Origin of the sequence: Paracoccus sp. S1E-3, assembly GCF_013868135.1 — a bacterium.
Lineage (GTDB): Bacteria > Pseudomonadota > Alphaproteobacteria > Rhodobacterales > Rhodobacteraceae > Paracoccus.
This window is the reverse complement of the sequence record NZ_JACEMU010000016.1, coordinates 146,306-172,339: the sequence shown is the minus strand read 5'-3', so window position 1 is coordinate 172,339 and position 26,034 is coordinate 146,306. Positions and strand designations below refer to the sequence as shown.

28 protein-coding genes and 1 tRNA gene are annotated in these 26,034 nt (G+C 64.7%); 8 read left to right on the top strand and 21 right to left on the bottom strand.

Going from position 1 to position 26,034, the window contains the following annotated elements:
* Nucleotides 1-124: 124 nt before the first annotated feature.
* From H1S04_RS18825 to H1S04_RS15325, 5 genes are all read right to left on the bottom strand, one after another.
* Nucleotides 125-1,087 (bottom strand): SOS response-associated peptidase, encoded by a 963-nt coding sequence (locus H1S04_RS18825; RefSeq protein WP_255435647.1) that lies wholly within the window; start codon nt 1,085-1,087, stop codon nt 125-127.
* Nucleotides 1,088-1,744: 657 nt separating this feature from the next.
* A complete protein-coding gene (locus H1S04_RS15340) occupies nt 1,745-2,554 on the bottom strand; it encodes a hypothetical protein (RefSeq protein WP_181746397.1) in 810 nt (269 codons plus the stop codon).
* Nucleotides 2,541-2,768, bottom strand: coding sequence for an AlpA family transcriptional regulator (locus tag H1S04_RS15335; protein ID WP_181746396.1), 228 nt, complete (start codon nt 2,766-2,768; stop codon nt 2,541-2,543). The genes H1S04_RS15340 and H1S04_RS15335 overlap by 14 nt, the downstream gene beginning before the upstream one ends.
* Nucleotides 2,769-3,124: 356 nt before the next feature.
* On the bottom strand, nt 3,125-4,174 hold the full coding sequence (locus tag H1S04_RS15330; protein ID WP_181746395.1) for a hypothetical protein: 1,050 nt from the start codon (nt 4,172-4,174) through the stop codon (nt 3,125-3,127).
* Nucleotides 4,155-5,294, bottom strand: a complete 1,140-nt coding sequence (locus H1S04_RS15325; protein WP_255435646.1) for a site-specific integrase — start codon at nt 5,292-5,294, stop codon at nt 4,155-4,157. Before H1S04_RS15325 ends, H1S04_RS15330 begins: the two co-directional genes overlap by 20 nt.
* A 571-nt stretch (nt 5,295-5,865) precedes the next feature.
* Between H1S04_RS15325 and H1S04_RS15320 the strand changes: the two genes are divergently transcribed.
* Nucleotides 5,866-6,300, top strand: a complete 435-nt coding sequence (locus H1S04_RS15320; RefSeq protein ID WP_181746393.1) for a hypothetical protein — start codon at nt 5,866-5,868, stop codon at nt 6,298-6,300.
* 140 nt (nt 6,301-6,440) lie between these two features.
* On the top strand, nt 6,441-7,697 hold the full coding sequence (locus tag H1S04_RS15315) for an MFS transporter (RefSeq protein ID WP_220185259.1): 1,257 nt from the start codon (nt 6,441-6,443) through the stop codon (nt 7,695-7,697).
* Here the strand turns inward: H1S04_RS15315 and H1S04_RS15310 are convergent.
* The 4 genes from H1S04_RS15310 to H1S04_RS15295 form a co-directional block, all read right to left on the bottom strand.
* Entirely contained in the window at nt 7,694-8,986 is a 1,293-nt protein-coding gene (locus H1S04_RS15310) for a TRAP transporter large permease (RefSeq protein WP_181746391.1), read from the bottom strand. The genes H1S04_RS15315 and H1S04_RS15310 overlap by 4 nt on opposite strands.
* A complete protein-coding gene (locus H1S04_RS15305; protein WP_255435645.1) occupies nt 8,983-9,513 on the bottom strand; it encodes a TRAP transporter small permease in 531 nt (176 codons plus the stop codon). The genes H1S04_RS15310 and H1S04_RS15305 overlap by 4 nt, the downstream gene beginning before the upstream one ends.
* The gene (locus H1S04_RS15300; RefSeq protein WP_181746390.1) at nt 9,510-10,481 is read right to left on the bottom strand and encodes a TRAP transporter substrate-binding protein; all 972 of its coding nucleotides are present in this window, start codon (nt 10,479-10,481) and stop codon (nt 9,510-9,512) included. The genes H1S04_RS15305 and H1S04_RS15300 overlap by 4 nt, the downstream gene beginning before the upstream one ends.
* 68 nt (nt 10,482-10,549) lie before the next feature.
* Entirely contained in the window at nt 10,550-11,164 is a 615-nt protein-coding gene (locus tag H1S04_RS15295) for a DsbA family protein (RefSeq protein WP_255435644.1), read from the bottom strand.
* A 144-nt stretch (nt 11,165-11,308) separates the two neighbouring features.
* Between H1S04_RS15295 and H1S04_RS15290 the strand changes: the two genes are divergently transcribed.
* Nucleotides 11,309-12,817: an inorganic phosphate transporter gene (locus H1S04_RS15290; protein ID WP_370470477.1), complete on the top strand. Its 1,509-nt coding sequence runs from the start codon at nt 11,309-11,311 to the stop codon at nt 12,815-12,817.
* A 3-nt stretch (nt 12,818-12,820) separates the two neighbouring features.
* Complete coding sequence (locus tag H1S04_RS15285; protein ID WP_255435643.1) at nt 12,821-13,390, top strand: histidine phosphatase family protein; 570 nt, start codon at nt 12,821-12,823, stop codon at nt 13,388-13,390.
* Here the strand turns inward: H1S04_RS15285 and H1S04_RS15280 are convergent.
* From H1S04_RS15280 to rpsF, 12 genes are all read right to left on the bottom strand, one after another.
* Nucleotides 13,387-13,776 (bottom strand): GFA family protein, encoded by a 390-nt coding sequence (locus H1S04_RS15280; protein ID WP_181746388.1) that lies wholly within the window; start codon nt 13,774-13,776, stop codon nt 13,387-13,389. The two genes, H1S04_RS15285 and H1S04_RS15280, sit on opposite strands and share 4 nt — an antisense overlap.
* A gap of 104 nt (nt 13,777-13,880) precedes the next feature.
* Nucleotides 13,881-14,303: a glyoxalase superfamily protein gene (locus H1S04_RS15275; protein ID WP_181746387.1), complete on the bottom strand. Its 423-nt coding sequence runs from the start codon at nt 14,301-14,303 to the stop codon at nt 13,881-13,883.
* 252 nt (nt 14,304-14,555) lie between these two features.
* Complete coding sequence (glnA, locus tag H1S04_RS15270; RefSeq protein ID WP_181746386.1) at nt 14,556-15,962, bottom strand: type I glutamate--ammonia ligase; 1,407 nt, start codon at nt 15,960-15,962, stop codon at nt 14,556-14,558.
* An 81-nt stretch (nt 15,963-16,043) separates the two neighbouring features.
* A complete protein-coding gene (locus tag H1S04_RS15265) occupies nt 16,044-16,382 on the bottom strand; it encodes a P-II family nitrogen regulator (protein ID WP_181746385.1) in 339 nt (112 codons plus the stop codon).
* Between the two features lie 150 nt (nt 16,383-16,532).
* Nucleotides 16,533-16,934 carry a nuclear transport factor 2 family protein gene (locus tag H1S04_RS15260; RefSeq protein ID WP_181746384.1) on the bottom strand — a complete coding sequence of 134 codons (402 nt, stop codon included), beginning with the start codon at nt 16,932-16,934 and terminating at the stop codon, nt 16,533-16,535.
* A gap of 72 nt (nt 16,935-17,006) precedes the next feature.
* Nucleotides 17,007-18,341, bottom strand: a complete 1,335-nt coding sequence (gene tig, locus H1S04_RS15255) for a trigger factor (RefSeq protein ID WP_181746383.1) — start codon at nt 18,339-18,341, stop codon at nt 17,007-17,009.
* Between the two features lie 21 nt (nt 18,342-18,362).
* Nucleotides 18,363-18,447 (bottom strand) — tRNA-Leu (locus tag H1S04_RS15250).
* Between the two features lie 83 nt (nt 18,448-18,530).
* Nucleotides 18,531-19,328 (bottom strand): NAD(P)H-hydrate dehydratase, encoded by a 798-nt coding sequence (locus tag H1S04_RS15245; RefSeq protein ID WP_181746382.1) that lies wholly within the window; start codon nt 19,326-19,328, stop codon nt 18,531-18,533.
* Nucleotides 19,325-19,999, bottom strand: a complete 675-nt coding sequence (locus H1S04_RS15240) for a hypothetical protein (protein ID WP_181746381.1) — start codon at nt 19,997-19,999, stop codon at nt 19,325-19,327. The genes H1S04_RS15245 and H1S04_RS15240 overlap by 4 nt, the downstream gene beginning before the upstream one ends.
* Before the next feature lie 142 nt (nt 20,000-20,141).
* A complete protein-coding gene (gene rplI / locus H1S04_RS15235; RefSeq protein ID WP_181746380.1) occupies nt 20,142-20,717 on the bottom strand; it encodes a 50S ribosomal protein L9 in 576 nt (191 codons plus the stop codon).
* 11 nt (nt 20,718-20,728) lie between these two features.
* A complete protein-coding gene (rpsR, locus tag H1S04_RS15230; RefSeq protein ID WP_090520233.1) occupies nt 20,729-20,956 on the bottom strand; it encodes a 30S ribosomal protein S18 in 228 nt (75 codons plus the stop codon).
* 12 nt (nt 20,957-20,968) lie between these two features.
* Nucleotides 20,969-21,406: a 30S ribosomal protein S6 gene (gene rpsF / locus H1S04_RS15225; protein ID WP_181746379.1), complete on the bottom strand. Its 438-nt coding sequence runs from the start codon at nt 21,404-21,406 to the stop codon at nt 20,969-20,971.
* 228 nt (nt 21,407-21,634) lie between these two features.
* On the opposite strand from rpsF, the gene H1S04_RS15220 reads away from it, so the two are divergent.
* From H1S04_RS15220 to prmC, 4 genes are all read left to right on the top strand, one after another.
* Nucleotides 21,635-22,363 carry a YceI family protein gene (locus tag H1S04_RS15220; RefSeq protein WP_255435642.1) on the top strand — a complete coding sequence of 243 codons (729 nt, stop codon included), beginning with the start codon at nt 21,635-21,637 and terminating at the stop codon, nt 22,361-22,363.
* A gap of 718 nt (nt 22,364-23,081) precedes the next feature.
* A complete protein-coding gene (speB, locus tag H1S04_RS15215; RefSeq protein ID WP_181746718.1) occupies nt 23,082-24,044 on the top strand; it encodes an agmatinase in 963 nt (320 codons plus the stop codon).
* Between the two features lie 9 nt (nt 24,045-24,053).
* Entirely contained in the window at nt 24,054-25,106 is a 1,053-nt protein-coding gene (gene prfA, locus H1S04_RS15210) for a peptide chain release factor 1 (RefSeq protein WP_181746378.1), read from the top strand.
* Entirely contained in the window at nt 25,103-25,933 is an 831-nt protein-coding gene (gene prmC, locus H1S04_RS15205; protein WP_181746377.1) for a peptide chain release factor N(5)-glutamine methyltransferase, read from the top strand. The genes prfA and prmC overlap by 4 nt, the downstream gene beginning before the upstream one ends.
* The last annotated feature ends 101 nt before the right edge of the window (nt 25,934-26,034 follow it).

Sequence of the window (26,034 nt, the reverse complement as noted above, 5' to 3'; positions counted from 1 at the left end):
GCGAAACGGCAGTTAGCACAGAAGCGGACGTTGTGCACGAGCTGCTCGAGTGTCCGCTATGGGCCGGAAGCTGCCTTCCGCTCTCATCTCAGGTAGCCGTCCCAAGTGTCGCCGGCAGCACGAGCTAGACGGCCTCTGCAACGAGCCTTAGCGCCCCGTCAGGCAGTGGGCGCTGCAGCTTCGCAGCGATCTCCCAAGGCGCCGACAGCCAGCGCTCCCACTCGTCGGGCCGGGTCAGGATCACGGGCATGGCCTTTGGGTGGATCCTGCCGACCTCCTCGTTCGGCGTGGTGGTCAAGAAGGCAAACAGGTCGTCGGTCGTTTTCCCGTCCTTGACCTTCCGCACCGACGACCACGCCCGGACCTCGATGCCGGCAAAGAACATCGGCGCGTCGCCAGTAGTCGCGAACCACTGATTGCCGCGCCCAGCCCCCAGGGGCTCGGCAAATGACGTCAGCGGCACAAGGCAGCGGTGCGCCGGGCCTAGCCACCGTCGCCAATGTGGGGAGGCCGTGTTGCGGACATTGGTTACGCCTGGGTCGCGGGCGGTCTTCAGCACAGACGGTGGGGAAGGCATCCCCCACAGGGCGCGGACCAGCTCAAATCCCCCACCCTCGGCATGCCGGATAATGGGCGCGAGTCTGCCGGGATAGACCTCGCCGGGCTCCAGGTTGCCTGCGCGGTTCGCAAATGGCAGCGGCGCGAAGAGCTGGCGCATCGCATCGACGGCGCGGGTCTGATTATAGAGATTACACACGGGTTCATCCTCGACGGGCGGCCGGCCGAACGGCAAGCACGGGGAATAGTAGCCGGGAAGCCGGGTGCCGTCTGCCAGCTCCAACTGGGGAAAGGCCGCGTGCCAGGCATCGGCGTCCGTCGGGGTGCGGAAATAGAGGGACACACAGTCGCCGCCGACCGCCCTGCCGCCGCCGTGCACGGCATAGTTCCCTCGGCCGATCTGATCGTCCAGCCAGTCATGCAGCGCGGAGGTGGTCCGCCCGAGCCCGTGCGGCCCGACATGAAAACGCACGCGCACCGGAAAGGCGGCATCGTCGGTCTTTGCCTGGGGTGTCGTGCGTCTGGCCATGGGCTAGAACAATACGGGAACATCGACGATTAGCAACCGGCGACTTTCTGCTCCGCCGACCGACCCTGCGGCGAAAGCATTGGACGCAAGGCCGGCGACTGGAGCCATGCCCGTTCGCACGGGCGTAGCGGCGCCCACAAGGCACCGGAAGGCGGAGCAGAAGGGGGGGTGGGGCGGAGGCAGAATGCCGCTGTACGGCCTTCTCCGTGGCCCTGGCGATCGTCGCGGTGAGTTGCCTAACTGCCGCGGGGAGATGAGACCCCTGTCGCCCGGCTGGAAAAAAGCAAACGCCCGGACCATGACAATCCGGGCGCCCGCAAAGATGCGGTCAAGAGGTTGTGGCGGCTTCAATCGAGAGCCATTCGCATCGCGAACCTTCCCGACGACGATGCCGTCCGTCATGCGAGAGGGAAGTGAAGCCAAGCCGACTTCGAACGCTACACTTGCGCCCGCACCTGCCTGTGGGCAGGACCGGCCACGCTCAAAAGGTCTGCTTAAGCAGTCGTTCAGACGACGTGCTGGCCGGTGGCATGCAGTTTACCAGACAGATACCACCAACCAGCCCATCCTCCATGCTATTCACACCTCCAGACGCCATCAACTGGCAAATTGGCCAAAAAACATAACTTCAAGGATTCACAGAATCCAGCCGATCTCTCACACACGTTTTCGACGCGACATGAACTCCAAACGCATCTTGCCGATGTCGGCACTCCTCTTCCGCCGCAACCCCCTGAACATCAGCAGGCTACCGACCTTTAGATCGGACCACGCTAGCTGAAGCTCCAGGTCCTGCTGGGCAGTAAGGATCGGAGGGGGCTTGACCGATTGACGGAAGTCTGCCCTGCCCAGACTCGTGGCGGTGTAGGTAAGCCTCTGACAGAAAAACGACTTCGAGCAGTACCGCCCAGTTTTCTTCAACTTTCCTTTTTTTATAAACCGGACGTCGACGGCCTGATAGATGTCCTTGTCCTCGACGTTCGGGTACACTGCCCTCAGAGCCGCTGCGACCTCATCTCGAGAGGTAGTGGTCGTCTTCGCCACCAGATGAATGTGCACCTGCCAGTTGACCGGATCGCCGCGAAACGACAGGTAGGCCACGTCTACGCCACCCGCGTAGACGACATCGTCTGGAAGCACCCGCCCGATCTTTTGCAGGTGGCGTTTGACGAACGCGTTGAAGTCGAAGTCGCCAAGCCTGCCCAGCGGGCACCATCCGTCTTCAGGTATGATGGTGATAAGCAGGGCTTCACCATCGTCCTTCAAAGCCCGACGCAGGGCGCGCGCGAACGCGCCCTGGTAGGTTTCTCGGCAAAGACGGCAGGACTGCAGCCCGCAGGGCCATTGTCCGTCGCGGCAGTGCTTCAAGTCGCGGCGGAGCGGGACGGCTGCCTTGATGCCCTTGAGAGACTTCAGCAGGCGGTCTGCGTGCTCCTCCGGCGTCATGTAACCCTTATCGTCCGGCATCATCCGCCTCCGCGCTTGCGATGTAGGCGAGGATGTCACTTTCTCGCCATGCAGAGATGCGGGCGGAGAGCTTACAGGCCTTGGGGATCTTTCCGGCAGCGACGAGCGCGTAAAACGTGCTGCGCGAGACCGGCAGTATGCCGTAGGGCCCGATGATGTTTCTGAGTCGAAGCAGCGGGTCGTGTGTTTTTGGTTCAGTAGGAGTGTTGGTCATCGGTAAGCCTTTCATGCTTTGTTACCGAAGATCCTTTACATTCCTGCCCTCCCCGCCTTTTCCGCCTTTCAAATTACTAATGCGGATTCAATGAATCCAATAGTTAATTCAGTACTTTGCGGGGTTTCGTCGCATCCGACAACGGTCTGCCGCGTTTCTGTGCTGAACTTGCTGCTGTAGACCTTGTGCTTCAGCGGATTACCGGAATCCGCAACTATTGGATTCAAGGAATCCGACTAGCGCGTCTTGTAGCATCTCGCCCCGTCGATAGGCGGTCGACGTGGGCGCTGAAGCGTAGCGCGCTCGGAACGTTTGCCATTGGCGAGCCTGATCCAGCGTCAAGGCTCGCCTGGCGATCAGCGGCGGGTGGATTTAGCCAACGCCTTTTCGCGGCTCGGCGAGGGTCGTGGCGCCGGCGGCTTCCGTCGGCTCTGGCGCAATCCCTGAACGAAGCGGGCAGCGGCATCGCTGTCGTCGAATGGGCCGCCCGTCAGCTCAAACCTGTCACCATCGAATATGGGCAGTATCTTGTCGCGAATGAAAACTGCGGATGAGAGCCACGCTTGAGTAGCGGACTGGCCATCAAAGTCTAACTTCCAGTCGGGATCCATAAATTTCTCAAGCAATGTGCCGGAAATCGGCCGGTCGCTTTCAACCGGTTTATTGCCCAGGTGAGTTAAGAAAGCAGCGTATGTCAAAACCGCGCGCGGAACGTCCAAATATTTTTTTCGTCGCAGCGAATCGTATTTAAGCAATACACCCTTTGTTCCATCCTCATCCTTCTTCGAAGATCGCAACGTAAGGTTTGGCTGTTCGCAATTCGGCTTGAGCCTATTAAAATAGGAATTGATCGTCGACGGCTTGAGCGACTTTTTGCTGTCATCCGACAGGTAGACGCGGTGGGCTGATTCAAGTACCTCAATAAAGGTTTCGAGCGCATCGAGCTGTGAGCGTTTCACCCTGCTCCTATAGGTACTCGATGAACTGGAGCCGAGCACTGCCGCACCACCGAGGCCGTAATAGGCCTCGCGCAAAAAGTCGTCGCCTAAGGTCTGTCGCGCTTCGACATCGGCCTTTGCCCATCCTTCTGGCGGTTTCCGCAGGACCGCTTTTTCGGCATCGGCCAGCCAATGGCGAACTCCGATGCGAATAGCCAATTTTCTCATCTTGTCATTGGCAGGCGCTATGACCCAGCCGCCAAATGCTCTGAGCAGGAGCTCGTGTTGGTGTGGGAATGCCTCGCTGCCGCCCTCGGTGAGAATGGCGGCGACAGTCGCGGGATCAAACACGCGCCATGCGATGTCGGCGAAGCTGGGCGCAGCGTGCGCTGGTTCTCGAGACGACTTTCTTTGGGCCGTTGCCCGTCGGCTCCGGGCTTTGGACTGTTTAGCCATCTCGACGCCCATGACTGAGATACTCCGCCCATGCGTCCATCATCTGCCGCCGCCGATCAAGCATATCGGACCGCGCGTAGGCCTGCTCGACAGCATCGCCGACGGCGTGCGCCAGCGCCGCCTCAGCCACTTCGCGCGGATAGTCAGTTTGCTCCTGAACCCATGTCCGGAAGGAGGTCCGGAAGCCGTGCACGTCAGCGTCGAAGCCAAGCTCTTTCACCAATTTCGAAAGTGTCATGTCCGACAGGGGCACGCCGTATCGGGTGCCGGGGAAGACGACTTTGGAGCCGTCGCCGAACGCACGGGCGTCGTTCAGGATGGTGAGGGCTGGCGCCGACAGCGGCACGCGATGGGCGCGCTTGGCCTTCATGCGCGCCGCCGGAATGACCCAAAGCCTGTTGTCCAGGTCTATCTCGTCCCATACGGCATCCCGGACCTCGCCAGATCGCGCTGCGGTCAGAACGAGGAATTCCAGCGCCAGCTTCGTCGACGTCATGGCGCGAGACTGCCGGATCGCCGCCACGCAGTCGGCGATGTCAGTGTAGGGCAGCGACTTCCGGTGGACTTGAGACTTGCCGACTTTCGGCAGCGCTTGTGTGATGCTGTCGGCAGGATTGTCCTGCCGCCACCCCTGCGCCACGGCCCATTTCAGCACAGTGCCAATACGCTGGCGCACGCGGCGCGCCGTCTCGGGCTTTTCGGTCCAGATCGGCGTCAAGACGCGCAGCACGTCGGCCGCCGCCACCTTCGAAGCTGGCAGCTTGCCGATGAACGGGAAGGCATAGCGTTCCAGGGACGAGATGAAGTCGCGGCGATGCTTGGCATTGCGCCACGTCGGCGCGTGCAATTCGTGTACATGTCGGCTGGCCTGCTCGAATGTCATGACGGCCTGCTGCTCGCGCCGAGCTGCGAGTGGGTCGCCACCCTCCCGGGCCATCTTGCGATTCGCCAGCGCCTTCTCGCGGGCCTCGGCCAGTGAGACGAGCGTAACGCTGCCCAGGCCGAGCTCGCGCCGCTTGCCGAGTATCACGATCCTCTGCACCCAGAATTTGGTGCCGTTCGGCTCGACGCGAAGGTAGAGGCCGTTGCCGTCGAAGTACTTGCCCGGCGTACTGGCGTTCTTCACCATCATGGCCGTGAGCGCCTTCTGCGGCCTACGCGCGTTTTGGGTAACCATACCTAGTCTGTCCACCATCTCTTCCCCCACCTTGACATGGATAGTGGCGGACGCAAGTGGAAATCTCTGGACGATGGACTTGCGATTAGTAACACAATTTCAGCAGTTTGCGAGACTTCGACGGACGACCTCGGACACTCGATCCGTGGACCTCGGCTCCACCAGATTTCCATTTTCCGTGGGCGCATAAGCGGGCTGATTGCGGGCTGCTGTCGTCCATGCGGCCGGATCGCTGACCTGACGCGGATCTGGCGAAAGAATATCCGTCTGATCTGCTGGCGCCCGGATTGCCGAATGCCGATCCGCGGGAAACAGCCCCTTGCTGCCGCATCGGGATGCCCACAGACAGGTGTTGAGCGGCGGCGCGGCCCCATGATCCGACATTCGCGCTTGGTCTGCCCGAGGTCGATCCGGCGCGCGGCGTGGCTTTGGCCTGCCGGCAAATTCCCGCCGATGCGAGGACCGCTCGGTTCGGAATCAACCCGGTCGGCGTTATAGCGCTGAAACAACTATTCAGGAGCGCAAGATGAAGCTCGGATCCTATATGACGGCGATGATCGTGCTGGCATCGGTCGCGGCGACGCCGGTGCTGGCCGATCCCGGCAATGGCAAGGGGAATGGCCGCGGCAACAAAGGCGGCGAACAGCGCCGGGGTGACGTCGACCGCCATCGCAACGTGATCGTTGTCGGCAATTGCCCGCCCGGACTGGCCAAGAAAGACCCGCCCTGCGTGCCCCCCGGTCAGGCGCGCAAGCATGATCGCGACTACGACCGCGTCTATCGCCGCGTGGGCGATGTGATCCGCGTGGGCGATTATACCATCATCCGCGATATCGATCGCTATGGCTGGGATGACCGCGACAACTGGGATTACTATCGCGACGGCGACCGGGCCTATCGTGTCGACCGGAACACGCAGAAAATTCTCGCGGTCATCAACCTGATCAACGCCTTCAACTGACCAGGCTCAACAGACCGACAAAACGGGCGCGGCGCGGCGGGACATTCCTGCCGCGCCGCCGTTCTTTTGGCGCATCGGGGCGTGCGCCATCTTGACGCAGGGCGCCCGTGGCGGAACAACAGCGCCCGAGAGGTTTCCCCATGTCCCATTCCGCTTCCCTTCCCGCCGACCGGCCGGAACGCACCACTTGGCTGATCCTTGTCGCCATCAGTCTGTGCCACATGCTGAACGACGTCATGCAGTCGCTGCTGGCTGCGATCTATCCGCTGCTCAAATCCGAGTTCTCGTTGCAGTTCTGGCAGATCGGCTTTCTGACTTTTGCCTTTCAGGGCACGGCCTCGCTGTTGCAGCCCGCCGTGGGCGCGATCACCGACCGCCGCCCGATGCCGATGTCGTTGCCGCTCGGCATGGCCTCGTCGCTGCTGGGGCTGGTGGCGCTGGCGACGGCGCCCGGCTATGCGATGCTGGTCACTGGGGCGATGCTGATCGGCATCGGCTCGGCCATTTTCCACCCCGAGGCGAGCCGGGTGGCGCGCATGGCCTCGGGCGGGCGTTACGGGACGGCGCAGTCCTTCTTTCAGGTCGGCGGCAATGCGGGCACGGCGCTGGGGCCACTGCTGGCAGCGTTCATTGTGGTGCCGCAGGGGCGCGGATCGATCCTTTGGTTCACGGCGCTGGCGGCGCTTGGCATCGTGATCCTGTCGCGGGTGGGGGCGTGGTATGCCGCCTATATGCGCGCGTCGGCGGGGCGGCGGAAGGCCATGCGCCCGCATGGCCTGTCGCGAGCGCGGGTGCGGCAGGCGATCGTCATTCTGGCGCTGCTGACCTTTTCCAAGAACATCTACACCGCCTCGATCACCAGCTATTACACCTTCTTCCTGATCGAGAAATTCGGCCTGACCCAGCAGCAGTCGCAGATCATGCTGTTCCTGTTTCTGGCCGCGATGGCCGTGGGGGTGATCCTTGGCGGTCCCCTTGGGGATCGCTTCCGGCCGCTGACGGTGATCTGGATCTCCATCCTGGGCGTACTGCCCTTCACGCTGGCGCTGCCCTATGCCGGGCTGGCGGCGACGGGGGTGCTGACGGTCATCATCGGGGTGATCCTCGCATCGGCCTTCCCGGCTATCGTGGTTTTCGCGCAGGAACTGGTGCCGGGCCGCGTCGGGCTGATCGCCGGGATATTCTTCGGCTTCGCCTTCGGCATGGGCGGGATCGCCGCCGCCGTTCTGGGTGTGATCGCCGACCATCAGGGGGTGGAATTTGTCTATCGGCTCTGCGCGTGGATGCCGCTGATGGGCGTGCTGACGATCTTCCTGCCGCGCGAGGCGGCGATGGTCGCGGTCCCCGAGGCCGAGGCCCGCGCCACCCTCACCACCGGCGACCAGCCCGAGATCTAGCCGCCGCCATAGCCGCTGGCGGCGGGCAGCCAGGTCGACAGGGCGGGCACGAATGTCAGCACCAGCAGCACCAGAAGCGCCGCCAGAAAGAACGGCGGCAACTGGCGGATCAGGGCGGCGGGTTTCTGGTTCGTCGCCGCAGCGATCACGAAGATCAGCCCACCCACCGGCGGCGTCAGCAGCCCGAAGGTCAGGTTCACGATCACCACCATGGCGAAATGGTTGGGCGCGATGCCAAGCGCGTAGGCGATGGGGGCGAGGATCGGGACCAGGATCATCACCCCCGGCAGCGGGTCCATGAACATCCCGAAGACCAGCAGCAGCAGGTTCACCGCCAGCAGGAAAGCGACGGGCGGCAGGTTCAGGGCGATGACATAATCGGCGAGCGCCTGCGGCACGCCCTCGATGATCAGCACCCAGGCGAAGGCGCGGGCCGAGGCGAGGATCAGCAGCACCGCCACCGACATCACCGCCGCGCGGCGCGCCGCGATCCACAGATCGCGCCAGCCCATGCTGCGATAGACCAGCGTGCTGACCAGCAGCGCATAGAAGACCGCCATGACCGATGCCTCGGTGGGCGTGGTGATGCCGCTGCGGATGCCGCCGACGATCAGCACGATCAGCAACAGCGAGGGGATGGCGTGGACGGTGTTGCGCAGCATGGTCGCGCGGTCGGGGCGCGGGTCGCGGCCGATATAGTTGCGCTTGCGGCTGATCCACCAGTTTACCCCGGCCATGGCGCAGGAAATCAGCAGGCCCGGAAGGATCCCGGCCATGAACAGTGACCCGACCGAGACGTTCTGATCCTGAAGCGCATAGATGATCATGGTGATCGAGGGCGGGATAATCGGCCCGACCACCGCGCTGGAAATCGTCAGCGCGCCGGCATAGGCGCGATCATAGCCGCCCTTTTCCATCATCCGCGTCATCATCGCGCCCGGCCCCGCCGCATCCGCGAGGGCCGAGCCGGAGATGCCCGCGAACAGCGTCTGGCTGATCACATTGGCATAGCCCAGACCGCCGCGCAGATGGCCGACGAACTGGGTGGCGAAGCGCAGAAGCGACATCGAAATCGCGCCGACCGACATGATCTCGGCGGCGAGGATGAAGAAGGGCACCGCCAGCAGGGGAAAACTGTCGAGGCCGGAAAACATCTCTTTCGGGATGACGATCAGCGGATAGGCTCCGGTCAGTCCCAGCGCGGTGAAGGCGGCGAGGCCAAGCGCGAAGGCGACCGGCACGCCGATGACCAGAAAGAGCAGGAAGGCCCCCAGCATCAGCGCGATCATGGTTGGGTCTCCGTCGGGTCGGTGTCGAAACCGGCGCGCAGATAGCGCGGGGCGATCAGCAGCAGATGGACGGTCAGCAGCGCAAAGCCCACCGGCATCGCCGCATAGACCCAGGACATCTTCAGCCGCAGCGCCGCCGACATCTGAAACCGGGCGCGCTGCATGTAATCCCAGCCCATTCCGATCATCACCAGAAAGAAGACCAGCAGCAGCGCCAGCACCGCCACCCGCAGGACCCAGGCCATGCGTGGCGGCAGCGCGGATTGCAGACTGCCGAGCGCCACATGCGCGCCTTCGCGCAGGGCCAGCCCGGCGCCCAGAAAGACCATCCAGATCATCGTGTAGCGCGCGACCTCGTCGGCCCAGGGCAGCGAATTGTTGGTCAGAAAGCGCAGGCTGACGTTCCAGCCGACCACCACCGCCATCACCGCCAGCAGGGCCACCACGACGGCCGCATTGGCGGTGACGAACCAGCGTTCGGCGCGCGAGGGCAAACCTGCCCCCGCCTTCATGCCCCGATCGCTCATTTGCTGGCGATGATGCTGTCCATCAGCTCCTTGCCGAACTGGGCCTCGTATTCGGCATAGACATCGGCCAGCTTGTCCTGAAACGCCTGTCTGTCCTCGGGCGTCAGGGTGTTGACCTGCATCCCCTGGGCTTTCAGCGTCTCGACGCCCTGCGCTTCGACATTGTCGACATAGTCGCGCATGGCGACCACCGCCGCATCGCCGGCCTTCTCGAAGGCGGCTTTCTGCGTGTCATCCAGACTGTCCCACAGCTTCTGCGAGACCATCACGATGGCGGGGGAATAGACGTGGCCGTCCAGCGAAAGGTATTTCTGAACCTCGCCCAGCTTGGCCGAGACAATCACCGAGAGCGGATTTTCCTGCCCATCGATGGCGCCCTGTTCCAGCGCCGGGATCACCTCGGGCCAGGCCATCGGGGTGGGGGCGGCGCCAAGCGCGGTGAAGGCTTTCAGGTGAACGGGGTTTTCCATGGTGCGGATCTTCAGCCCGGCCAGATCGGCCGGCGTGGCCACCGCGCCGCGATTGTTGGTGATGTGGCGGAAGCCCTGCTCGCCCCATGCCAGCGCATGGGTGCCCACGGCGTCGAATTTCGTCAGCATCTCCTGCCCGATGGGACCGTCCAGCACGCCACGCGCATGGCTCAGGTCGCGAAACAGGAAAGGCACGTCGAAGACGCCGACCTCGGGCACGAAATTCGACAGCGTTCCCGAGGAGGCGATGGTCGCATCGACGGTGCCGATCTGCAGCCCCTCGATTACCTCGCGCTCGCCGCCCAGACCCGAGGACGGGAAGTGCCTGACCGTGAAGGCATCCCCCAGTTCGGCCTTCAGCGTCTCGTCGAAGGCGCGGGCGCCGGCGCCGTAATGGCTGTCCTCGGCCAGGGCATAGCCCAGCTTCAGATCCGCCGCCGCCGCCATCGCGGCGGTCGAGGCCAGCAGCACCGCTGCCAGCGCGAAATGTCTGGTCATTGTTGTTTCCTCCCGTTTTGCAGCCACAGATTGGGCGGCGCGAGAGGATGCGTCAATGGCGCTGAAGGTTAAAGCATGTCTTTCCGGGCGGTTGCGACCAGCTGCTTCAGATCGGCGAGGGTCAGCTTGCCGAAAGACGCCTCGTGGCCGGCGATGAAAGTGGGCGTTCCGGTCAGCATCATGGTGTCGGCGAGATCCATGGTTTCATAAATCTGATCGAGGATTGCGCGCTTTTCCATATCCACCCGCAGCCGGTCGACATCGAGACCCACCTGCCGGGCGGCGCGCAGCACGGTCGCCTCCTCGGCGCGGCCCTTCATGTTCATCAGCGCCTCGTGGAAGGGCCAGTATTTGCCCTGCTGAAGCGAGGCCAGCGACGCCTTGGCCGCGAACATCGAGCCGTCGCCGAAGACCGGCCATTCGCGAAAGACCACGCGCAGCTTGGGATCGCTGGCGATCAGGCGCTGCACATCGGCCATATTGGTGCGGCAATAAGGGCAGTTATAGTCGAAGAATTCGGTCAGGGTGACATCGCCATCGGGATTGCCCAGCACAGGCGTGGCCGGATTGCGTTCCAGCGCCTTACGCAGCTCGGCGGGCATCGGGTTGGGATGCTCGGTCTTGGCCAACAGCGGCAGCGGCGCCAGCGCCATTCCGGCCACAGCGCCAGCCGTCCCGATCATCATTCTGCGCGTCGGTCCGTGCCGCTCTGTCATCATGCTCTCCTGTCGATTGGGCGCCAGCGTGGCTGCGCCGCGACCCGAGGGCAAGTGCGACCGGCAAACAATGACGTGAACGGCGGCTGCGGCCGCGATTGTCGGAGTGTCATGAAACTGTTACCAGCGCTCGCACATCTGACCGAGGGCGCCATGGCCGAATCTGACCCGAAATCCTGGAAGACACTGAACAAGGACCTCGAGCGAATCTCGACCCTTGAGCAGGCCGTGGCCTATGTCTCGCGTCCGCTGGTCGCACCGGGGATCGGCATTGCCTTCATGGTGCTGGTCGGGCTGGTGGTGGCCTCGTTCACCGGCATCAGCGCGGCCACCGCCATCGTGATCGCGGCGGCGGTCGTCGGGGCCTATATGGCGCTGAATATCGGTGCCAATGACGTGGCCAACAATATGGGGCCGGCGGTCGGCGCGCGCGCCATGACCATCGGGACAGCCCTTGTCGTTGCCGCGATCTGCGAAACCGCGGGCGCGCTGCTGGCGGGCGGGGACGTGGTCAGCACGGTGTCGCGCGGCATCGTCTCGCCCGAGGCGGTGGCCGACCCCGAGACCTTCATCTGGGCGATGTTTTCCGCGCTTCTCGCCGGGGCGCTGTGGATCAACCTCGCGACCTGGCTTGGCGCGCCGGTCTCGACCACGCATTCCATCGTCGGGGGCGTGATGGGGGCGGGGATCGTCGCGGCCGGATTTTCGGCGGTGAACTGGTCCACCATGGGTGCGATCGTCGCCAGCTGGGTGATCTCGCCCCTGATGGGCGGGGTGACGGCGGCGCTGTTTCTGGCCTTCATCAAGACCCGCATCATCTATACGCCCGATATGATGGCCTCGGCACGGAAATGGGTGCCGGTGCTGATCGGGATCATGGCGGGCACCTTCGTGGCCTATCTGGCGCTGAAGGGCTTCAGCAAGCTGATCAGGATCGAACTGGGCACGGCGGTCCTGCTGGGCCTCGCGACCGGCATCGTCACGACCTTCGCGATGCGTCCGGTGATCGCGCGCCAAAGCGCCGGGCTGGAAAACCGCAAGAAGGCCCTGAAAGAGCTGTTCGCCATTCCGCTGGTGCTGTCGGCGGCGCTGCTGTCCTTCGCGCATGGCGCCAATGACGTGGCCAATGCCGTGGGGCCACTGGCCGCCATCGTTCATGCGGTGCAGGACGGCGGTGCTTCGGACAGCGTGGGGATTCCGCTGTGGGTGATGCTGATCGGCGGCGTGGGCCTGTCGGTCGGGCTGTTGCTGTTCGGGCCGAAACTCATCAATATCGTCGGCAACGAGATCACCCGCCTGAACGCCATGCGCGCCTATTGCGTGGCGCTGTCGGCGGCGGTGACCGTCATCATCGCCTCCTGGCTGGGTTTGCCGGTCAGTTCGACCCATATCGCCATCGGCGGCATTTTCGGCGTGGGCTTCTTCCGCGAATGGTATCACGAGCGGATGCTGGGCGAATTGCGCGTGGACACCGATTCCACCCCCGAACAGCGGCGCCGGCGCAAGGTCGTGCGGCGGTCGCATTTCACCACCATCCTTGCCGCATGGGTCGTCACGGTGCCTGCGGCGGCGCTGCTGTCGGCGGGGCTGTTCTGGATGTTCACCTCGATCTGGGGCTGATACTTGGCCTTTCCCGACCTGTATCTGATGCGCCACGGCCAGACCGAATGGAACGCGGCCGGGCGGATGCAGGGCCATATGGACAGCCCGCTGACCGCACTTGGCCGGCAGCAGGCGGCACGCCAGGCCGCGATCATGGCCGGCATTCTGGACCGGACCCCGGGCCTTTCGCTTGTCGCCAGCCCGCTCGGCCGGGCTGTCGAAACCGCCGGAATCGTCTTTGGCCCGCGCCCCTTCACGCAGGACGCCCGCTTCCGCGAGATCTCGGTGGGCGCGTTCGAGGGCCGCACCCGCACTGATCTGGAGGCTGCCTATCCGGCGCTGTTCGGCCTCAGCTGGCTGGGATGGTATGACCACGCGCCGGGGGGCGAGCGGCTGCCCGATCTGCGCGCCCGCGTGACCGAGGCGCTGCTGGCCTTGCAAGGCCCCGCCGCCATTGTCTGCCACGGCATCACCCTGCGCATGATCCGCCTCATCGTGCTGGGCTGGCCGGATACCCGGCTGGAGGAGATGGAAGTCCGTCAGGGCGCCGTCCACCTGATGCGGGACGGCCAGCACCAGATGCTGATCTAGTCTTCGCGCCGCCCGTGGCTGTCACGGTCGCGGGGATAGGACCGGACGGGGAAGGGCGGCAACCAACCCTCTCGCCGGATGGTCCATAACTCATAGGTCGGGGTGAACTGGTCGGGCGCGTCCAGCGTGCCCAGATTGATTTCGATCTCATCGCCCGAGCGTCCGAAGACCGGCGATCCGCAGCGCGGACAGAAGAAGCGGCCCTGATAGTCGCGGGTCGCACCGGTGACGGTCACTGCGGTCTCGGGGAAGATGGCCGAGGCGTGAAACAATGCGCCGTGATGATTGCGGCAATCAAGACAATGGCACAGCCCGACGCGGTAGGGCATCCCCACCGCTTTCAGCCTGACATCGCCGCACAGGCAGCCGCCGGTGACATGATCCATGGATGACTCCCCATCGGCAGGCTAGCAGCGCGCGGCGCCTGCTGTCCACGGCAGGGATAAGGAAAGGGGGCCGCGCAGGCCCCCCTTGGTTTCAGTTCCGGCGCTCAGGCCGCTTCCAGCACCAGATGGGGCTGACCGTTCGAGGTGCGACTGATGCTGCGCCCCTCGGTATTGACGGTGGCGTTGATGCGCTTGCGCGGCACCTCCATCAGGGCCGATTCCGACACGTTCACCGGCTTGTCGAAGGCGATGGTCAGCGCGTGATGCTTGGGACCGCGCTCGCTGGCCGCGATGACGCGGCCGGTGAAGGGCTTGCCAAGATAACGGCCCTTCACCGCGCCGCCGAACTGCCACAGCGGCGTGGCGGCGGCAGAGGCATGGGCGGTGTTCCAGTCGCGCGCGCCGTGGCTTTGCGCGATCAGTTCCAGCGCCTCGGCATGGGTGATCGCGGTCCCGGAATGGGACAGCGCCTTGCGCAGGTTTTTCGCTTGGGTCTTCAATTCGTTCAGGTCATGGGTCTGTGCCATGTCATTACCCTTTTCACATCATGCCGTAAAAGACGGGGTCCGCATTGCCGCCGACTGGCAGGATGCCAAGATCGGTAGATGTTTCAGACTTCACCATGGCTTGCGCCCGCGGACGGCCGGGGTCTGAACCCGAGCCCGCGATATGGGGCGGCCCGCCTGCGCCTTCAAGGGCCGCAGGCGGTGGCGCTTCGGGCGTGGCAGAAATGAAACAGGCGCCCGCGAGGGGCGCCTGTCTGTTCCATCTGTCGCCGCTCAGCAGCTGTAATACATCGCGTATTCGATCGGGTGGGGGGTATGCTCGTAGGCGTAGACCTCCTCCCATTTCAGCTTGATGAAGGCTTCCAGCTGGTCGCGGGTGAAGACATCGCCGGCCAACAGGAAGTCCATATCCTTCTCCAGCTCCTCCAGCGCCTCGCGGAGGCTGCCGCAGACGGTGGGGATTTCGGCCAGTTCCTCCGGCGGCAGGTCGTAGAGGTCCTTGTCCGAAGCCGGGCCGGGGTCGATCTTGTTCTTGATCCCGTCGAGGCCCGCCATCAGCAGAGCGGCAAAGGCCAGGTATGGGTTGGCCGACGGATCAGGGAAGCGGGCTTCAACACGCTTGGCCTTCGGGCTTTCGGTCCACGGGATGCGCACGCAGCCCGAGCGGTTGCGGGCCGAATAGGCGCGCAGAACCGGGGCTTCGAAACCGGGGATCAGACGCTTGTAGCTGTTGGTCGACGGGTTGGTCAGCGCGTTCAGCGCCTTGGCATGTTTCAGGATACCGCCGATGAAATACAGCGCCTCCTGCGACAGGTCGGCATATTTGTCCCCGGCGAACAGCGGCTTGCCGTCCTTCCAGATCGACATGTTGACGTGCATCCCGGACCCGTTGTCGCCCTTCATCGGCTTGGGCATGAAGGTCGCGGTCTTGCCATAGGCATGGGCCACGTTGTGGATGACGTATTTGTATTTCTGGATATTGTCGGCCTGCTCGACCAGACCGCCAAAGATCATCCCCAGTTCGTGCTGGCAGGTGGCGACCTCGTGGTGATGCTTGTCGACCTTGATGCCCATGCGTTTCATCGTCGACAGCATCTCGCCGCGGATGTCCTGCGCTTCGTCGACCGGGTTGACCGGGAAATAGCCGCCCTTATGGGGCGCGCGATGGGCAAGGTTGCCCATTTCATATTGCGTATCGGTGTTCCAGGCCGCCGCGTCGGCGTCGATTTCGAACGCCACCTTCTGCGGGGTGACCGCATAGCGCACGTCGTCGAACAGGAAGAACTCGGCCTCGGGGCCGAAATAGGCGGCGTCGCCGATGCCCGAGGATTTCAGGTAGGCCTCGGCCTTCACGGCGGTGCCGCGCGGGTCGCGGCTATAGGGCTCGCCGGTGTCGGGCTCGGCCACGTTGCAATGCACGCACAGGGTCTTTTCGGCATAGAAGGGGTCGATATAGACCGAGGCCGGGTCGAAGATCAGTTTCATGTCCGACTGATCGATCGACTTCCAGCCGGCGATGGAAGAACCATCGAACATGAAGCCCTCCTCGAACAGGTCTTCGTCGACCAGATCGGCAACGAGGGTCACGTGCTGCAGCTTGCCCTTAGGATCGGTGAAGCGAATGTCGACATATTCGACTTCCTCATCCTTCATCAGCTCAAGGACGTCTTTGACTTTCATGGGGGCCTTTTCCTTCTTCACAACGGAACCGGCCGCGGCCGGTCCCAGGCAAGAGTGTAATGATTATGCGCGGGCGGCGGATCAGACCGCGTCGTCGCCGGTTTCGCCGGTGCGGATGCGGATCGCCTGATCGACGGGCGAGACGAAGATCTTGCCATCGCCGATCTTTTCGGTGCGCGCGGCCGAGACGATGGCCTCGATCGCGGCGTCGATCTGGTCGTCGGGCAGGACCATCTCGACTTTGATCTTGGGCAGGAAGTCGACGACATATTCGGCCCCGCGATACAGTTCCGTGTGCCCTTTCTGGCGACCGAAACCCTTCACTTCGGTGACGGTCAGGCCCTGCACGCCGACTTCCTGAAGGGCCTCCTTCACATCGTCCAGCTTGAAGGGCTTGATGATCGCTTCGATCTTCTTCATCGCGGTGATCCTTCCTGCGCTTGTCTGAACCCTGATTGCCGGGTTTGGCCGGAAGCGTCCACGCCGGGCGCGTAATATTCGGGCGTTTGAACGGAGGATTCTGGAAAAATTGCCTTAAATGTAGTCATAACGCTTAAAAATTATGCAGAACTACCATTTGGAGATCGCCGGGTCCACCTCCAGCAGACCCCGCCGCCAGTCCGGCACCGGATAGGAATCGGGCCAGAACTCGGTCTGGCGCAGGATGTGGCGCCCGTCGATCTCGTGGAAGCTCAGGCAGCGAACAGCGATTTCCAGCGGCGCATTGGTGATGCGCATGTCGGTCACCACACGGGCGCCATCCGCCAGCAAGGATATCTCCTCGAACCGCCAGTCGCCCTGGCCGGGAAAGGCATTGTTGACGCGGGCAAAGGCATCAGGGCCGCGCATGACTTCGCCAGTTTGTGGCCACAGGCCCAGATAATCCGGTGCCAGCCAGCGGTCGGCGGCGGCGGTGAAGTCGTTCTCGCGCATGGCATCCCAGAAGCCGCGCACGATTTCGGTGGGGGTCATACGGGATCTCCGATGAAAAAAGCCGCGCCCGGAGGGTCGCGGCTTTTCATCATCTTGGCAAGTGATCCGAAATCACAACTCGTCCAGGGCTTCGACGGCCTTTTCCAGGTCTTCCTTGGAGACGGTCTTGTCGGCGACCTTCGCCTGCTCGGCGATGTGGTCGATGACCTTGTCTTCGAAGATCGGCGCGCGCAGCTGCTGCTGGGCCTGCGGGTTCTGCTGGATGAACTCGAAGAAGGCGCGTTCCTGGCCCGGATATTGACGGGCCTGCATCATCACCGCCTGGGTGAATTCCTGATCCGAGACCTTCACGTCGGCCTTCTGGCCGATTTCGGCCAGCAGCAGACCCAGACGCACGCGGCGCTCGGCCAACTTCTTGTGCTCCTCGGTCGGCTCGATCTCGCCATGGTGGTGGCCGTGATCGTCCGGGTGCTCCTCGTGATACAGCTGGTGGGCGATCTGGGCGGCCTCGGCCTCGACCAGCACTTCCGGCAGGTCGAAATTGACCTGACCGTCCAGCTGGTCCAGCACGGCGCGCTTCATCACCGCGCGGCTGGCGCCCTTGTATTCGGCCTCCAGACGCTCGGCGATGTTTTCCTTCAGCTTGTCCAGCGATTCGGCGCCGAAACGCTTGGCCAGCTCGTCATCCAGCTTGGCATCGACGGGCTTCTTCACCGCCTTCACGGTGGTGGCGAAGACGGCGTCCTTGCCCGCCAGCGCGGCATGGCCGTAATCGGCCGGGAACTGCACCTTCACCTCGACCTCGTCGCCAGCCTTGGCGCCGGTCAGCTGATCCTCGAAGCCGGGGATGAAGCTGCCCGAGCCGAGCACCAGCGGGTAATCCTCGGCCGAGCCGCCTTCGAACAGCTCGCCATCGACCGAACCCTTGAAGTCGATCACGATCTGATCGTCCTTCGCGGCTTTCGAGCCCTTCTTCTTGTCCTCGTAGGACTTGGCGTTCTTGGCCAGGTTCTCCAGCGCCTCGGTCACGGCGGCATCCTCGGCCTTCACAACCAGACGCTCCAGCTTCAGCTTGGACAGGTCGACTTCCGGGATCGCGGGCAGGACTTCGTAGGTGACGTTGACGACCACGTCATCGCCTTCCTTCCAGTTCTCGCCATCCTGCATTTCGACCTTGGGCTGGACGGCCGGGCGGTCGCCGGATTCGTCCAGATGCTTGCGCAGCGCGCCGTCGACCGAATCCTGCATGGCATCGCCCAGAACACGCGGGCCGAACTGCTTTTTCAGCATCGCCATCGGGACTTTGCCCTTGCGGAAGCCCTTCATTTCGACTTCGGGCTGAGCTTCTTTCAGCTTCTGATCGACCATCGCCGCCAGGTCGGCGGCGGGGAGCGTCATCTGGTAGCCGCGCTTGAGGCCTTCGTTCTGGGTCTCTTTGACCTGCATGTCCTATCCTTCACGTCGTCATGGTGCGGGTGGAGGGACTTGAACCCCCACGCCTTGCGGCGCCAGAACCTAAATCTGGTGCGTCTACCAATTTCGCCACACCCGCAATGTCACACGGCGGACACAATGGCCCGCCACAGAAATCCGCGCCGTCTTAGCAAAGCGCGGGGCAAGGCGCGAGGGGAAAAATCAAGCCGTTTCGCGCAGAATCGCCGGGATCTGCTCGACCAGATCATCGGCAATCAGGCCCGGCCCGAAGCGGCGCGCCGCCGCCGCGTGGATATGGGCGGCCGCCCATGCCGCATCAAGAGGTGCGATTCCCCGCGCCAGCAGCCCCGCGATCAGCCCCGACAGCACGTCACCCGACCCGGCTGTCGCGAGCCAGGGCGCGTCGCGCCCGTCATGAATCCGCAATGTGCCATCCGGGTCGGCAATCGCGGTCTCTGGCCCCTTCAGCAGCACCACCGCGCCCATGCGGCGGGCGGCCTGAACTGCGGCCTGCCGGTCCGGCAGCGCGGCGAAGTCGGGAAACAGCCGAGCGAATTCGCCCCGGTGCGGGGTCAGGACGATATTGGCCCGCAGGGGCAGCCGGGCGGCCGCCAGCGCGGTCAGCGCGTCGGCATCCAGCAGGCAGGGCAAGGCGCTGTCCAGCACAGCCGGCAGCAGCGCCGTTGCGCGATCCACGCCGCAGCCGGGGCCGATGGCGATGGCCGCGATGCGGCGCGCAGACAGGGCGGCGCGCAGATCCGGGGCGCCGTCCACCGGGCTGCGCATCAACGCATCGGGCCTGCCTGCATGTTCCGCCATCGCGCTGGCGGGGGGCGCGAGCGTTACCAGCCCTGCGCCGATCCGCAACCCCGCACGCGCGGCCAGACGGGCCGCGCCGCCCTGTCCGGGGGCGCCCGCAATCACCAGCAGATGGCCGTGGTCGTATTTATGGCCGCCCCGCTTCTGCAGGTCCAGGCGCAGGGCTGCGTCCAGCGTCACAGGCGATGGGTGCGGTCGCGGCCCGGCTCGGGTGCGGGCGCTGCATCGGCCGTGGCTTGCTGCGCGGGCGGTGCGGGCGGGGTGGCTGGCGCGGGTCTGCCGCCATCGAAGAAGCCGCGCAGCTTGTCGGCGGTGTCCGAGAGGTCCTGCATGATCCCGCCGGTGCGGCCCGAAACCTGCTGAAGCCCGTCCATCGCCGCATTGGCCGCCGCGATCAGCGTGGTGATGCCGGTCGCCAGCTTTACCGCGCTGGAGCCGATGTCGCTCATCATGCTGCGCCGCGCCCGCTTACGGTGGCGGGCGCGGGCCGCGCGCTCTTTCTCGCGGCGCTCGCGCAGGGCGGCTTCGCGCAGATCTGCGGCGCGTTCCTCGAAGTCCAGAACCTCGGCGCGGGCGCGGGCGCGCAGGGCGCGGCGGTCGTCCTCATCCATGTCGGCAAAGCGGGGGGCGAGGCTTCCGCGCCGTCCGCCCTTGGGGCGTGGCCGGTCCTCGGCATCGCCCGCCAGTGCCTCGGCAAGGGTACGGGCGGCCAGCAGGCTGACCCCTGCGGCAAGGCCGATGCCGCCCCACAGGACCAGCTTCGAATGGCCGCGCGTCCTCGGGGCCGCCTGGGCCTCGGGCGGGCGGCGGCTCTGGGGCATATCTAGGGGGGCGTCATCATATTGCGACATGGCCGTTCCTTTCGCATCCGGTTCGACAACAAAACGAGGCGCGGGGCGGATTCGTTCCGGCCATCCTTCCGCTGGCGGCGGCAAAAGGAAAGGCCGCGCCAGTTGCCCGGCGCGGCCTTCGATCGGATCGGCGGGACGCGGATTACTCGTCGTCGTCGCCCGCAGCGGAACCCAGGTCGTCGAACAGTTCGGCGATCTCGAATTCGGCGGCGGCATCTTCTTCCGCGGCCAGATCCTGGATCGACTTGCCCGAGGCCTGCAGCGCGGCTTCTTCGGCCGAACGCGCGATGTTCAGCACGATTTCCGCCTGCACTTCCGGGTGCAGCACGACCACGACGGTGTGCATGCCCAGATCCTTGATCGGGGCGCCCAGAACGATCTGCTTGCGGTCGATCTTGTGGCCAGCGGCTTCGGCGGCTTCGGCGGCGTCACGCGGGGTGACCGAGCCATAGAGCGCGCCGGCGTCGGAGGCCGAACGGATGATGACGAATACTTCGCCATCGATCGTTTCGGCCAGCTTCGCGGCTTCGGCTTTCGATTCGTCGTTGCGGGCAACCAGCGCGGCCTTCTGCGCTTCGAATGCCTTGATGTTCGCGTCCGAGGCGCGCAGGGCCTTGCCTTGGGGCAGCAGGAAGTTACGGGCGTAACCTTCCTTGACCTTCACGACTTCGCCCATGGCGCCCAGTTTGGCGACGCGTTCCAGCAGGATGACTTGCATCGGTCTTCCCCTTACTTCACGACATAGGGCAGCAGTGCCAGGAAGCGCGCACGCTTGATGGCCTGTGCCAGCTTGCGCTGGTTCTTGGCCGAAACGGCGGTGATCCGCGACGGCACGATCTTGCCGCGTTCGCTGATATAGCGCTGCAGCAGGCGGGTGTCCTTATAGTCGATCTTGGGGGCGTTGTCGCCACCGAACGGATCGACCTTGCGACGGCGGAAAAACGGTTTGTTCGCCATGTCTCAAGCTCCTCAGTTGTCGCGGTCGCGGCGCTCACGGCGCTCGCCACGGTCGGCACGATCACCGCGATCGCCACGTTCGGCGCGGTCACCACGCTCACCACGTTCGCCGCGTTCACCACGCTCTTCGCGCTTCTGCATCTGGACCGAGGGGCCTTCCTCGTGGCCGTCGACCTTGATCGACATCACGCGCATGACATCGTCATGCAGACGGGCCAGACGCTCCATTTCCTGCACGGCGGCCGAAGGCGCGTCGGTGCGCAGATAGGCGTAATGGCCCTTGCGGTTCTTGTTGATCTTGTAGGCGAGGGTGCGGACACCCCAGTATTCGCTGTCGATCACCTTGCCGCCATTATCGGCCAGCACGGTGGAGAAATGTTCGATCAGCCCTTCGGCCTGCGTGTTCGACAGGTCCTGGCGGGCGATCAGCACATGCTCGTAAAGCGGCATGTCAGACCTTTCAGTTTCAGGCGGCTTCAACGGCGGGATAGCCCTCCGCGCCCCGCCACGAGAGGCTGCGCCAGTTTCGCAAATTGCGGAAGGATGCGGCTTTATAGCGGCGAAATCCGGCAATGCAAGGCGATTCGGCGTCTTTACACGGGGCCATCACAGCCGCGTCAGGGCCGGAACCGCGCCACCGCGCCAACGTTGCCTCGGCGATATTGCAGGAGGGATCTGATGTTCCAGCCGTTTGACAAGACCATGCTCGGCGCCGCCTCGCTGCTGGCACTGGTCATGGCCCCACCGCTGGCTGCCCAGGACGCCGCCCCGGCTCCGGTCGCCGAGGCGCCCGCCCAGGCTCCTGCCGCTGCCGATGCGGCGCCTTCAGCGGCGTCCGCCCAAACCCCTGCCCCGATGCCCATCCCCGCATCGAAGACCACCACGCCCGATGCCGGCGCCTATGCCTTTGATCCCGCCCACAGTCAGGCGGTTTTCACCTATGATCATATGGGATTTTCGACCTCGCGCGGCTTCGTGAACGGGATCGAGGGCACGATCACGCTGGACCCGGCCGATCCCGCGAAATCCAGCGTCGAGGCGTCCTTTCCGTTATCGGCGCTGCAGACCCTCGATGCCGGATTGGACAAGCTTGTGATGGGCCCGGATTTCTTCAACGTGACCGGGGACGCGCCTCTGGTCACCTTCAAGTCCACCAGCGTTGAGCCCGATGGAGATGACGAGGCCCGCGTGACCGGAGACCTGACGCTGAACGGCATCACCAGGCCGGTGGTGCTGGAGGTGGAGTTCAACGGCGCCGGTCTGGACCCGATCACGCAGGTCCCGACCATCGGCTTCAGCATCGAGGCCGAGCTGAAGCGCTCGGACTTCAATCTGGGCGGCTTCTCCCCGGCAGTCGAGGACGAGGTCGAGATCGACATCGAAATCGAGGCGAAAAAGCAGTCCTGACTCGCTGGGCGGTTGCTCGGCTTTTCCGCCACGCCGAAGGGGCCACATCCGGCGTGGTCGCCCGCCACGGCGCGGATCCGAGAGTGCATCCGGGGGGATCTGCCTCGCCCTGATCGGCGCAATCGCATGGGCGAAGCCGCCGGAGGCGATCGGGCCGGTTGGGGCAGGCGGCCCGGAGGGTAGCCATGGGCCGGCATCAATTTCAGCATTGCTGGCGGCTGTTCGGGCACGGTTTTTCGCCCGACCGCGCCCTGAATGGGATCCGTGGCCTGCCTGACCTGATCTACGCGCGACCATGCCGGAACGGCACGAGATTGATGGCTGGCTTCCGCCCGCCGGGCGCCTCGCTCGGTCCCATCCGCCGGCCATGCCTGATCGCGGTCGGCCGCGCCCCGATGGGAGAATCGTGACGGCTGGCCCAGAAGGTCATCTGGGACAGAAGCCATTGGGGGCAAATACGGCACTTTCCCGCGCACGATCCCGTAGGGGGATTGCGCGCCCCTTGCGCGGGCTGCCGGAATTGCGGACCGACAGGCCGGATTGCGGCGCAATATTGGGGGAGGCACGATGACGGGTCTCGGTGTGGGCTTTCCTGAAGTATGATCGCGCGAATATATTGACGCAGGCCGGGCGCCCGCAGGGTCCAACGGCGATCACGCAGGATTGTGCCAACCCCCGACTTGTCGGATGGTCACGGCCCGAGGGATGGGAGATGGCGATGGCACTGGAGGACGCGAAGACTCAGGTCGATCAGGCTTTTACGCGGGCCGATCCACGCGGCCTCAGCTTTGAGAACGCCTTTGGCGGCGCGACCTCGTTCCTGCGCAGGCGCTATACCAAGGATCTCGCGGGGTTCGATCTGGCCGTCACCGGCATCCCTTTCGATCAGGCAGTGACGCATCGCCCCGGCACCCGCTTCGGGCCGCGTGCGATCCGCGAGGCCTCGACCCTGCAACCTTACGATCCGCCTTACGGCTGGGGCTATGATCCGCTGGCCGAGTTGGCCATCGCGGATGCCGGCGACATGGCCTTCGATTATGCCAACACCCGCGAGGTGCCCGGCCGGATCGAGGCCCATATCGGCGGCCTTCTGGATCAGGGGGTGGGCACGGTCACACTGGGGGGCGATCACTTCATCACCCTGCCGATCCTGCGCGCCTATGCGAAACGCCACGGGCCGGTGGCGCTGATCCAGTTCGATGCCCATTCCGATACCTGGATCGATGACGATCCCGACCGCATCGACCACGGCACCTTCCTGTACAAGGCCATTCGTGAGGGAGTGGTGGACGCCTCGGCCTCGGTCAGCGTCGGCATCCGCACCGAAAACCCCGACAGCCAGGGCGTCACCATCCTCGACGCGCCCTCGGTCCATCAGGACGGGACCGAGGCAACGCTGGCCCGCATCCGCGCCGTGGTCGGCGACCGCCCGGTCTATATCACCTTCGATATCGATGCGCTGGACCCGGCCTTCGCACCCGGCACCGGCACACCCGTCTGGGGCGGACTGGCCAGCTGGCAGGCGGCGGCGCTGCTGCGGGGGCTTGCGGGTGTCAACCTGCTGGGCGGCGACGTGGTCGAGGTCTCGCCCCCCTACGACACCACCGGGGCCACCGCGATCGCCGGCGCCCATGTGGCGACTGAACTGATCTGCCTTTACGGCTGGACCCGGCGGCGCTAATCCCGACCCATGCTTCCAGAAGACCGCCTTGCCCAGATCACCCAGCGTTTCGAGTTTCTCGAAGCCAAGCTGAATGCCGGCCCTTCGGCAGATGAAATCGCGGCAATCAGCCGAGAATATGCCGAACTGCGCCCCATCGTCGCCGAAATCGCGGCGTGGCGCGCCGCCCGCGAGGGTCTGGCCGAGGCGCAACTGATGCTCGCCGATCCCGACATGCGCGAATTGGCCGAGGACGAGGTCCAGCGGTTGAAAAACGCGTTGCCCGAGCTGGAGCAGGCGCTGCGCATCGCGCTGCTGCCCAAGGACGCTGCCGATGGCCGCCCCGCCATCATCGAGATCCGTCCCGGCACCGGCGGCGAGGAAGCGGCGCTGTTCGCAGGCGACCTTCTGTCGATGTATCGCCGCTATGCCGAAGCGCAGGGCTGGAATTTCCAGATGCTGGAACTGGCGGAAACCGAACTCGGCGGGATCAAGGAAGCCTCGGTCCGGATCGAGGGCGAAGGCGTTTTCGCCCGGCTGAAATACGAATCCGGCGTCCACCGCGTGCAGCGGGTGCCGGAAACCGAATCGGGCGGCCGCATCCATACCTCGGCTGCGACCGTGGCGGTGCTGCCCGAAGCCGAGGAGGTTGATATCGACATCCCTGCCGGCGATATCCGCATTGATACCTACCGCTCCTCGGGCGCGGGCGGGCAGCATGTCAACACCACCGACTCGGCGGTGCGCATCACCCACCTGCCGACCGGGATCATCGTCACCAGTTCGGAAAAGTCGCAGCACCAGAACCGCGCCAACGCCATGGCCGTCCTGCGCGCCCGGCTCTACGACATGGAGCGCGAGCGCGCGGCCTCGGAACGCGCGGCCGACCGCAAAAGCCAGGTTGGCAGCGGCGACCGGTCCGAGCGCATCCGCACCTATAATTTCCCGCAGGGGCGCATGACCGACCACCGCATCAACCTGACGCTTTACGCGCTCGACCGGATCATGGCCGGTGAACTGACCGAGATCATCGACGCGCTGATCGCCCATGATCAGGCCGAGAAGCTGGCGGCGCAGGAATGACATGGGGCGATTGGCTGGCGGGTGCCTCGACCCGGCTGGCCGGGGCCGGGCTGGACGATCCGCGCCGCGAGGCATGGGCGCTGATTTCGGCGCTGCTGGGCAGCAATGCCCGCCACCATATCATGCTGTCGGCGCCGGTGCCGGCAGATCAACTGGCCCGGCTGGACGGGATGCTGGCGGCGCGGGCGGCGCGTCAGCCGCTCAGCCAGATCATCGGCCGCCGGGCGTTCTGGAAGCATGATTTCCGCGTCACCCGCGACACGCTGGACCCGCGCCCCGAAACCGAGTCCCTGATCGAGGCGGCGCTGAAGCTGCCCTGGCGCAGCGTGCTGGACCTGGGCACCGGAACCGGGGCGATCCTGATCTCGCTTCTGGCCGAGCGGTCGGGGGCGCGCGGCCTCGGCACCGATCTGTCGGAATCGGCGCTGGATGTGGCCCGCGACAATGCGGCGCGGATCGGCGTGGATGCGGCATTTCAGCGCGCCGACTGGTTTCAGGGCGTCGCCGGGCGCTTCGATCTGATCGTCTCGAACCCGCCCTATATCGCGCAGTCGGAAATGCCCGACCTGTCGCCCGAGGTCCGCGAATGGGAGCCGCATTCGGCGCTGACCGATTTCGGCGACGGACTGTCGGCTTACCGTGCCATCGCTGCGGGGGCGCGCACGCATCTGGTGCCGGGCGGGCATGTGCTGGTCGAAATCGGCTGGCAACAGGGTCGCGACGTGGCGGCAATTTTCGCCGATGCAGGGGCCGAGGTCGCGGTGCTGCCCGATCTGGACGGGCGCGACCGGGTGGTGCGGGCGCTTTTCCCGGCCAGCTTGGCCTGAAAACGACGAAAATCCGCCGAAGGCGTCGGTTCCGTCAACGGATTCGCAATTTTTCCCTTGTATATGACGAGTAGCCGTGGTTATTCAAAGCAAGTGACGGG

Bases quoted from the DNA above. Each gene is read 5' to 3' on its own strand.
- H1S04_RS18825 (WP_255435647.1), bottom strand. From the start codon at position 1,087: ATGGCCAGACGCACGACACCCCAGGCAAAGACCGACGATGCCGCCTTT.
- H1S04_RS15340 (WP_181746397.1), bottom strand. From the start codon at position 2,554: ATGCCGGACGATAAGGGTTACATGACGCCGGAGGAGCACGCAGACCGC.
- H1S04_RS15335 (WP_181746396.1), bottom strand. From the start codon at position 2,768: ATGACCAACACTCCTACTGAACCAAAAACACACGACCCGCTGCTTCGA.
- H1S04_RS15330 (WP_181746395.1), bottom strand. From the start codon at position 4,174: ATGGGCGTCGAGATGGCTAAACAGTCCAAAGCCCGGAGCCGACGGGCA.
- H1S04_RS15325 (WP_255435646.1), bottom strand. From the start codon at position 5,294: ATGATGGTGAAGAACGCCAGTACGCCGGGCAAGTACTTCGACGGCAAC.
- H1S04_RS15320 (WP_181746393.1), top strand. From the start codon at position 5,866: ATGAAGCTCGGATCCTATATGACGGCGATGATCGTGCTGGCATCGGTC.
- H1S04_RS15315 (WP_220185259.1), top strand. From the start codon at position 6,441: ATGTCCCATTCCGCTTCCCTTCCCGCCGACCGGCCGGAACGCACCACT.
- H1S04_RS15310 (WP_181746391.1), bottom strand. From the start codon at position 8,986: ATGATCGCGCTGATGCTGGGGGCCTTCCTGCTCTTTCTGGTCATCGGC.
- H1S04_RS15305 (WP_255435645.1), bottom strand. From the start codon at position 9,513: ATGAGCGATCGGGGCATGAAGGCGGGGGCAGGTTTGCCCTCGCGCGCC.
- H1S04_RS15300 (WP_181746390.1), bottom strand. From the start codon at position 10,481: ATGACCAGACATTTCGCGCTGGCAGCGGTGCTGCTGGCCTCGACCGCC.
- H1S04_RS15295 (WP_255435644.1), bottom strand. From the start codon at position 11,164: ATGATCGGGACGGCTGGCGCTGTGGCCGGAATGGCGCTGGCGCCGCTG.
- H1S04_RS15290 (WP_370470477.1), top strand. From the start codon at position 11,309: ATGAAACTGTTACCAGCGCTCGCACATCTGACCGAGGGCGCCATGGCC.
- H1S04_RS15280 (WP_181746388.1), bottom strand. From the start codon at position 13,776: ATGGATCATGTCACCGGCGGCTGCCTGTGCGGCGATGTCAGGCTGAAA.
- H1S04_RS15275 (WP_181746387.1), bottom strand. From the start codon at position 14,303: ATGGCACAGACCCATGACCTGAACGAATTGAAGACCCAAGCGAAAAAC.
- glnA (WP_181746386.1), bottom strand. From the start codon at position 15,962: ATGAAAGTCAAAGACGTCCTTGAGCTGATGAAGGATGAGGAAGTCGAA.
- H1S04_RS15265 (WP_181746385.1), bottom strand. From the start codon at position 16,382: ATGAAGAAGATCGAAGCGATCATCAAGCCCTTCAAGCTGGACGATGTG.
- H1S04_RS15260 (WP_181746384.1), bottom strand. From the start codon at position 16,934: ATGACCCCCACCGAAATCGTGCGCGGCTTCTGGGATGCCATGCGCGAG.
- tig (WP_181746383.1), bottom strand. From the start codon at position 18,341: ATGCAGGTCAAAGAGACCCAGAACGAAGGCCTCAAGCGCGGCTACCAG.
- H1S04_RS15240 (WP_181746381.1), bottom strand. From the start codon at position 19,999: ATGTCGCAATATGATGACGCCCCCCTAGATATGCCCCAGAGCCGCCGC.
- rplI (WP_181746380.1), bottom strand. From the start codon at position 20,717: ATGCAAGTCATCCTGCTGGAACGCGTCGCCAAACTGGGCGCCATGGGC.
- rpsR (WP_090520233.1), bottom strand. From the start codon at position 20,956: ATGGCGAACAAACCGTTTTTCCGCCGTCGCAAGGTCGATCCGTTCGGT.
- rpsF (WP_181746379.1), bottom strand. From the start codon at position 21,406: ATGCCGCTTTACGAGCATGTGCTGATCGCCCGCCAGGACCTGTCGAAC.
- H1S04_RS15220 (WP_255435642.1), top strand. From the start codon at position 21,635: ATGTTCCAGCCGTTTGACAAGACCATGCTCGGCGCCGCCTCGCTGCTG.
- speB (WP_181746718.1), top strand. From the start codon at position 23,082: ATGGCACTGGAGGACGCGAAGACTCAGGTCGATCAGGCTTTTACGCGG.
- prfA (WP_181746378.1), top strand. From the start codon at position 24,054: ATGCTTCCAGAAGACCGCCTTGCCCAGATCACCCAGCGTTTCGAGTTT.
- prmC (WP_181746377.1), top strand. From the start codon at position 25,103: ATGACATGGGGCGATTGGCTGGCGGGTGCCTCGACCCGGCTGGCCGGG.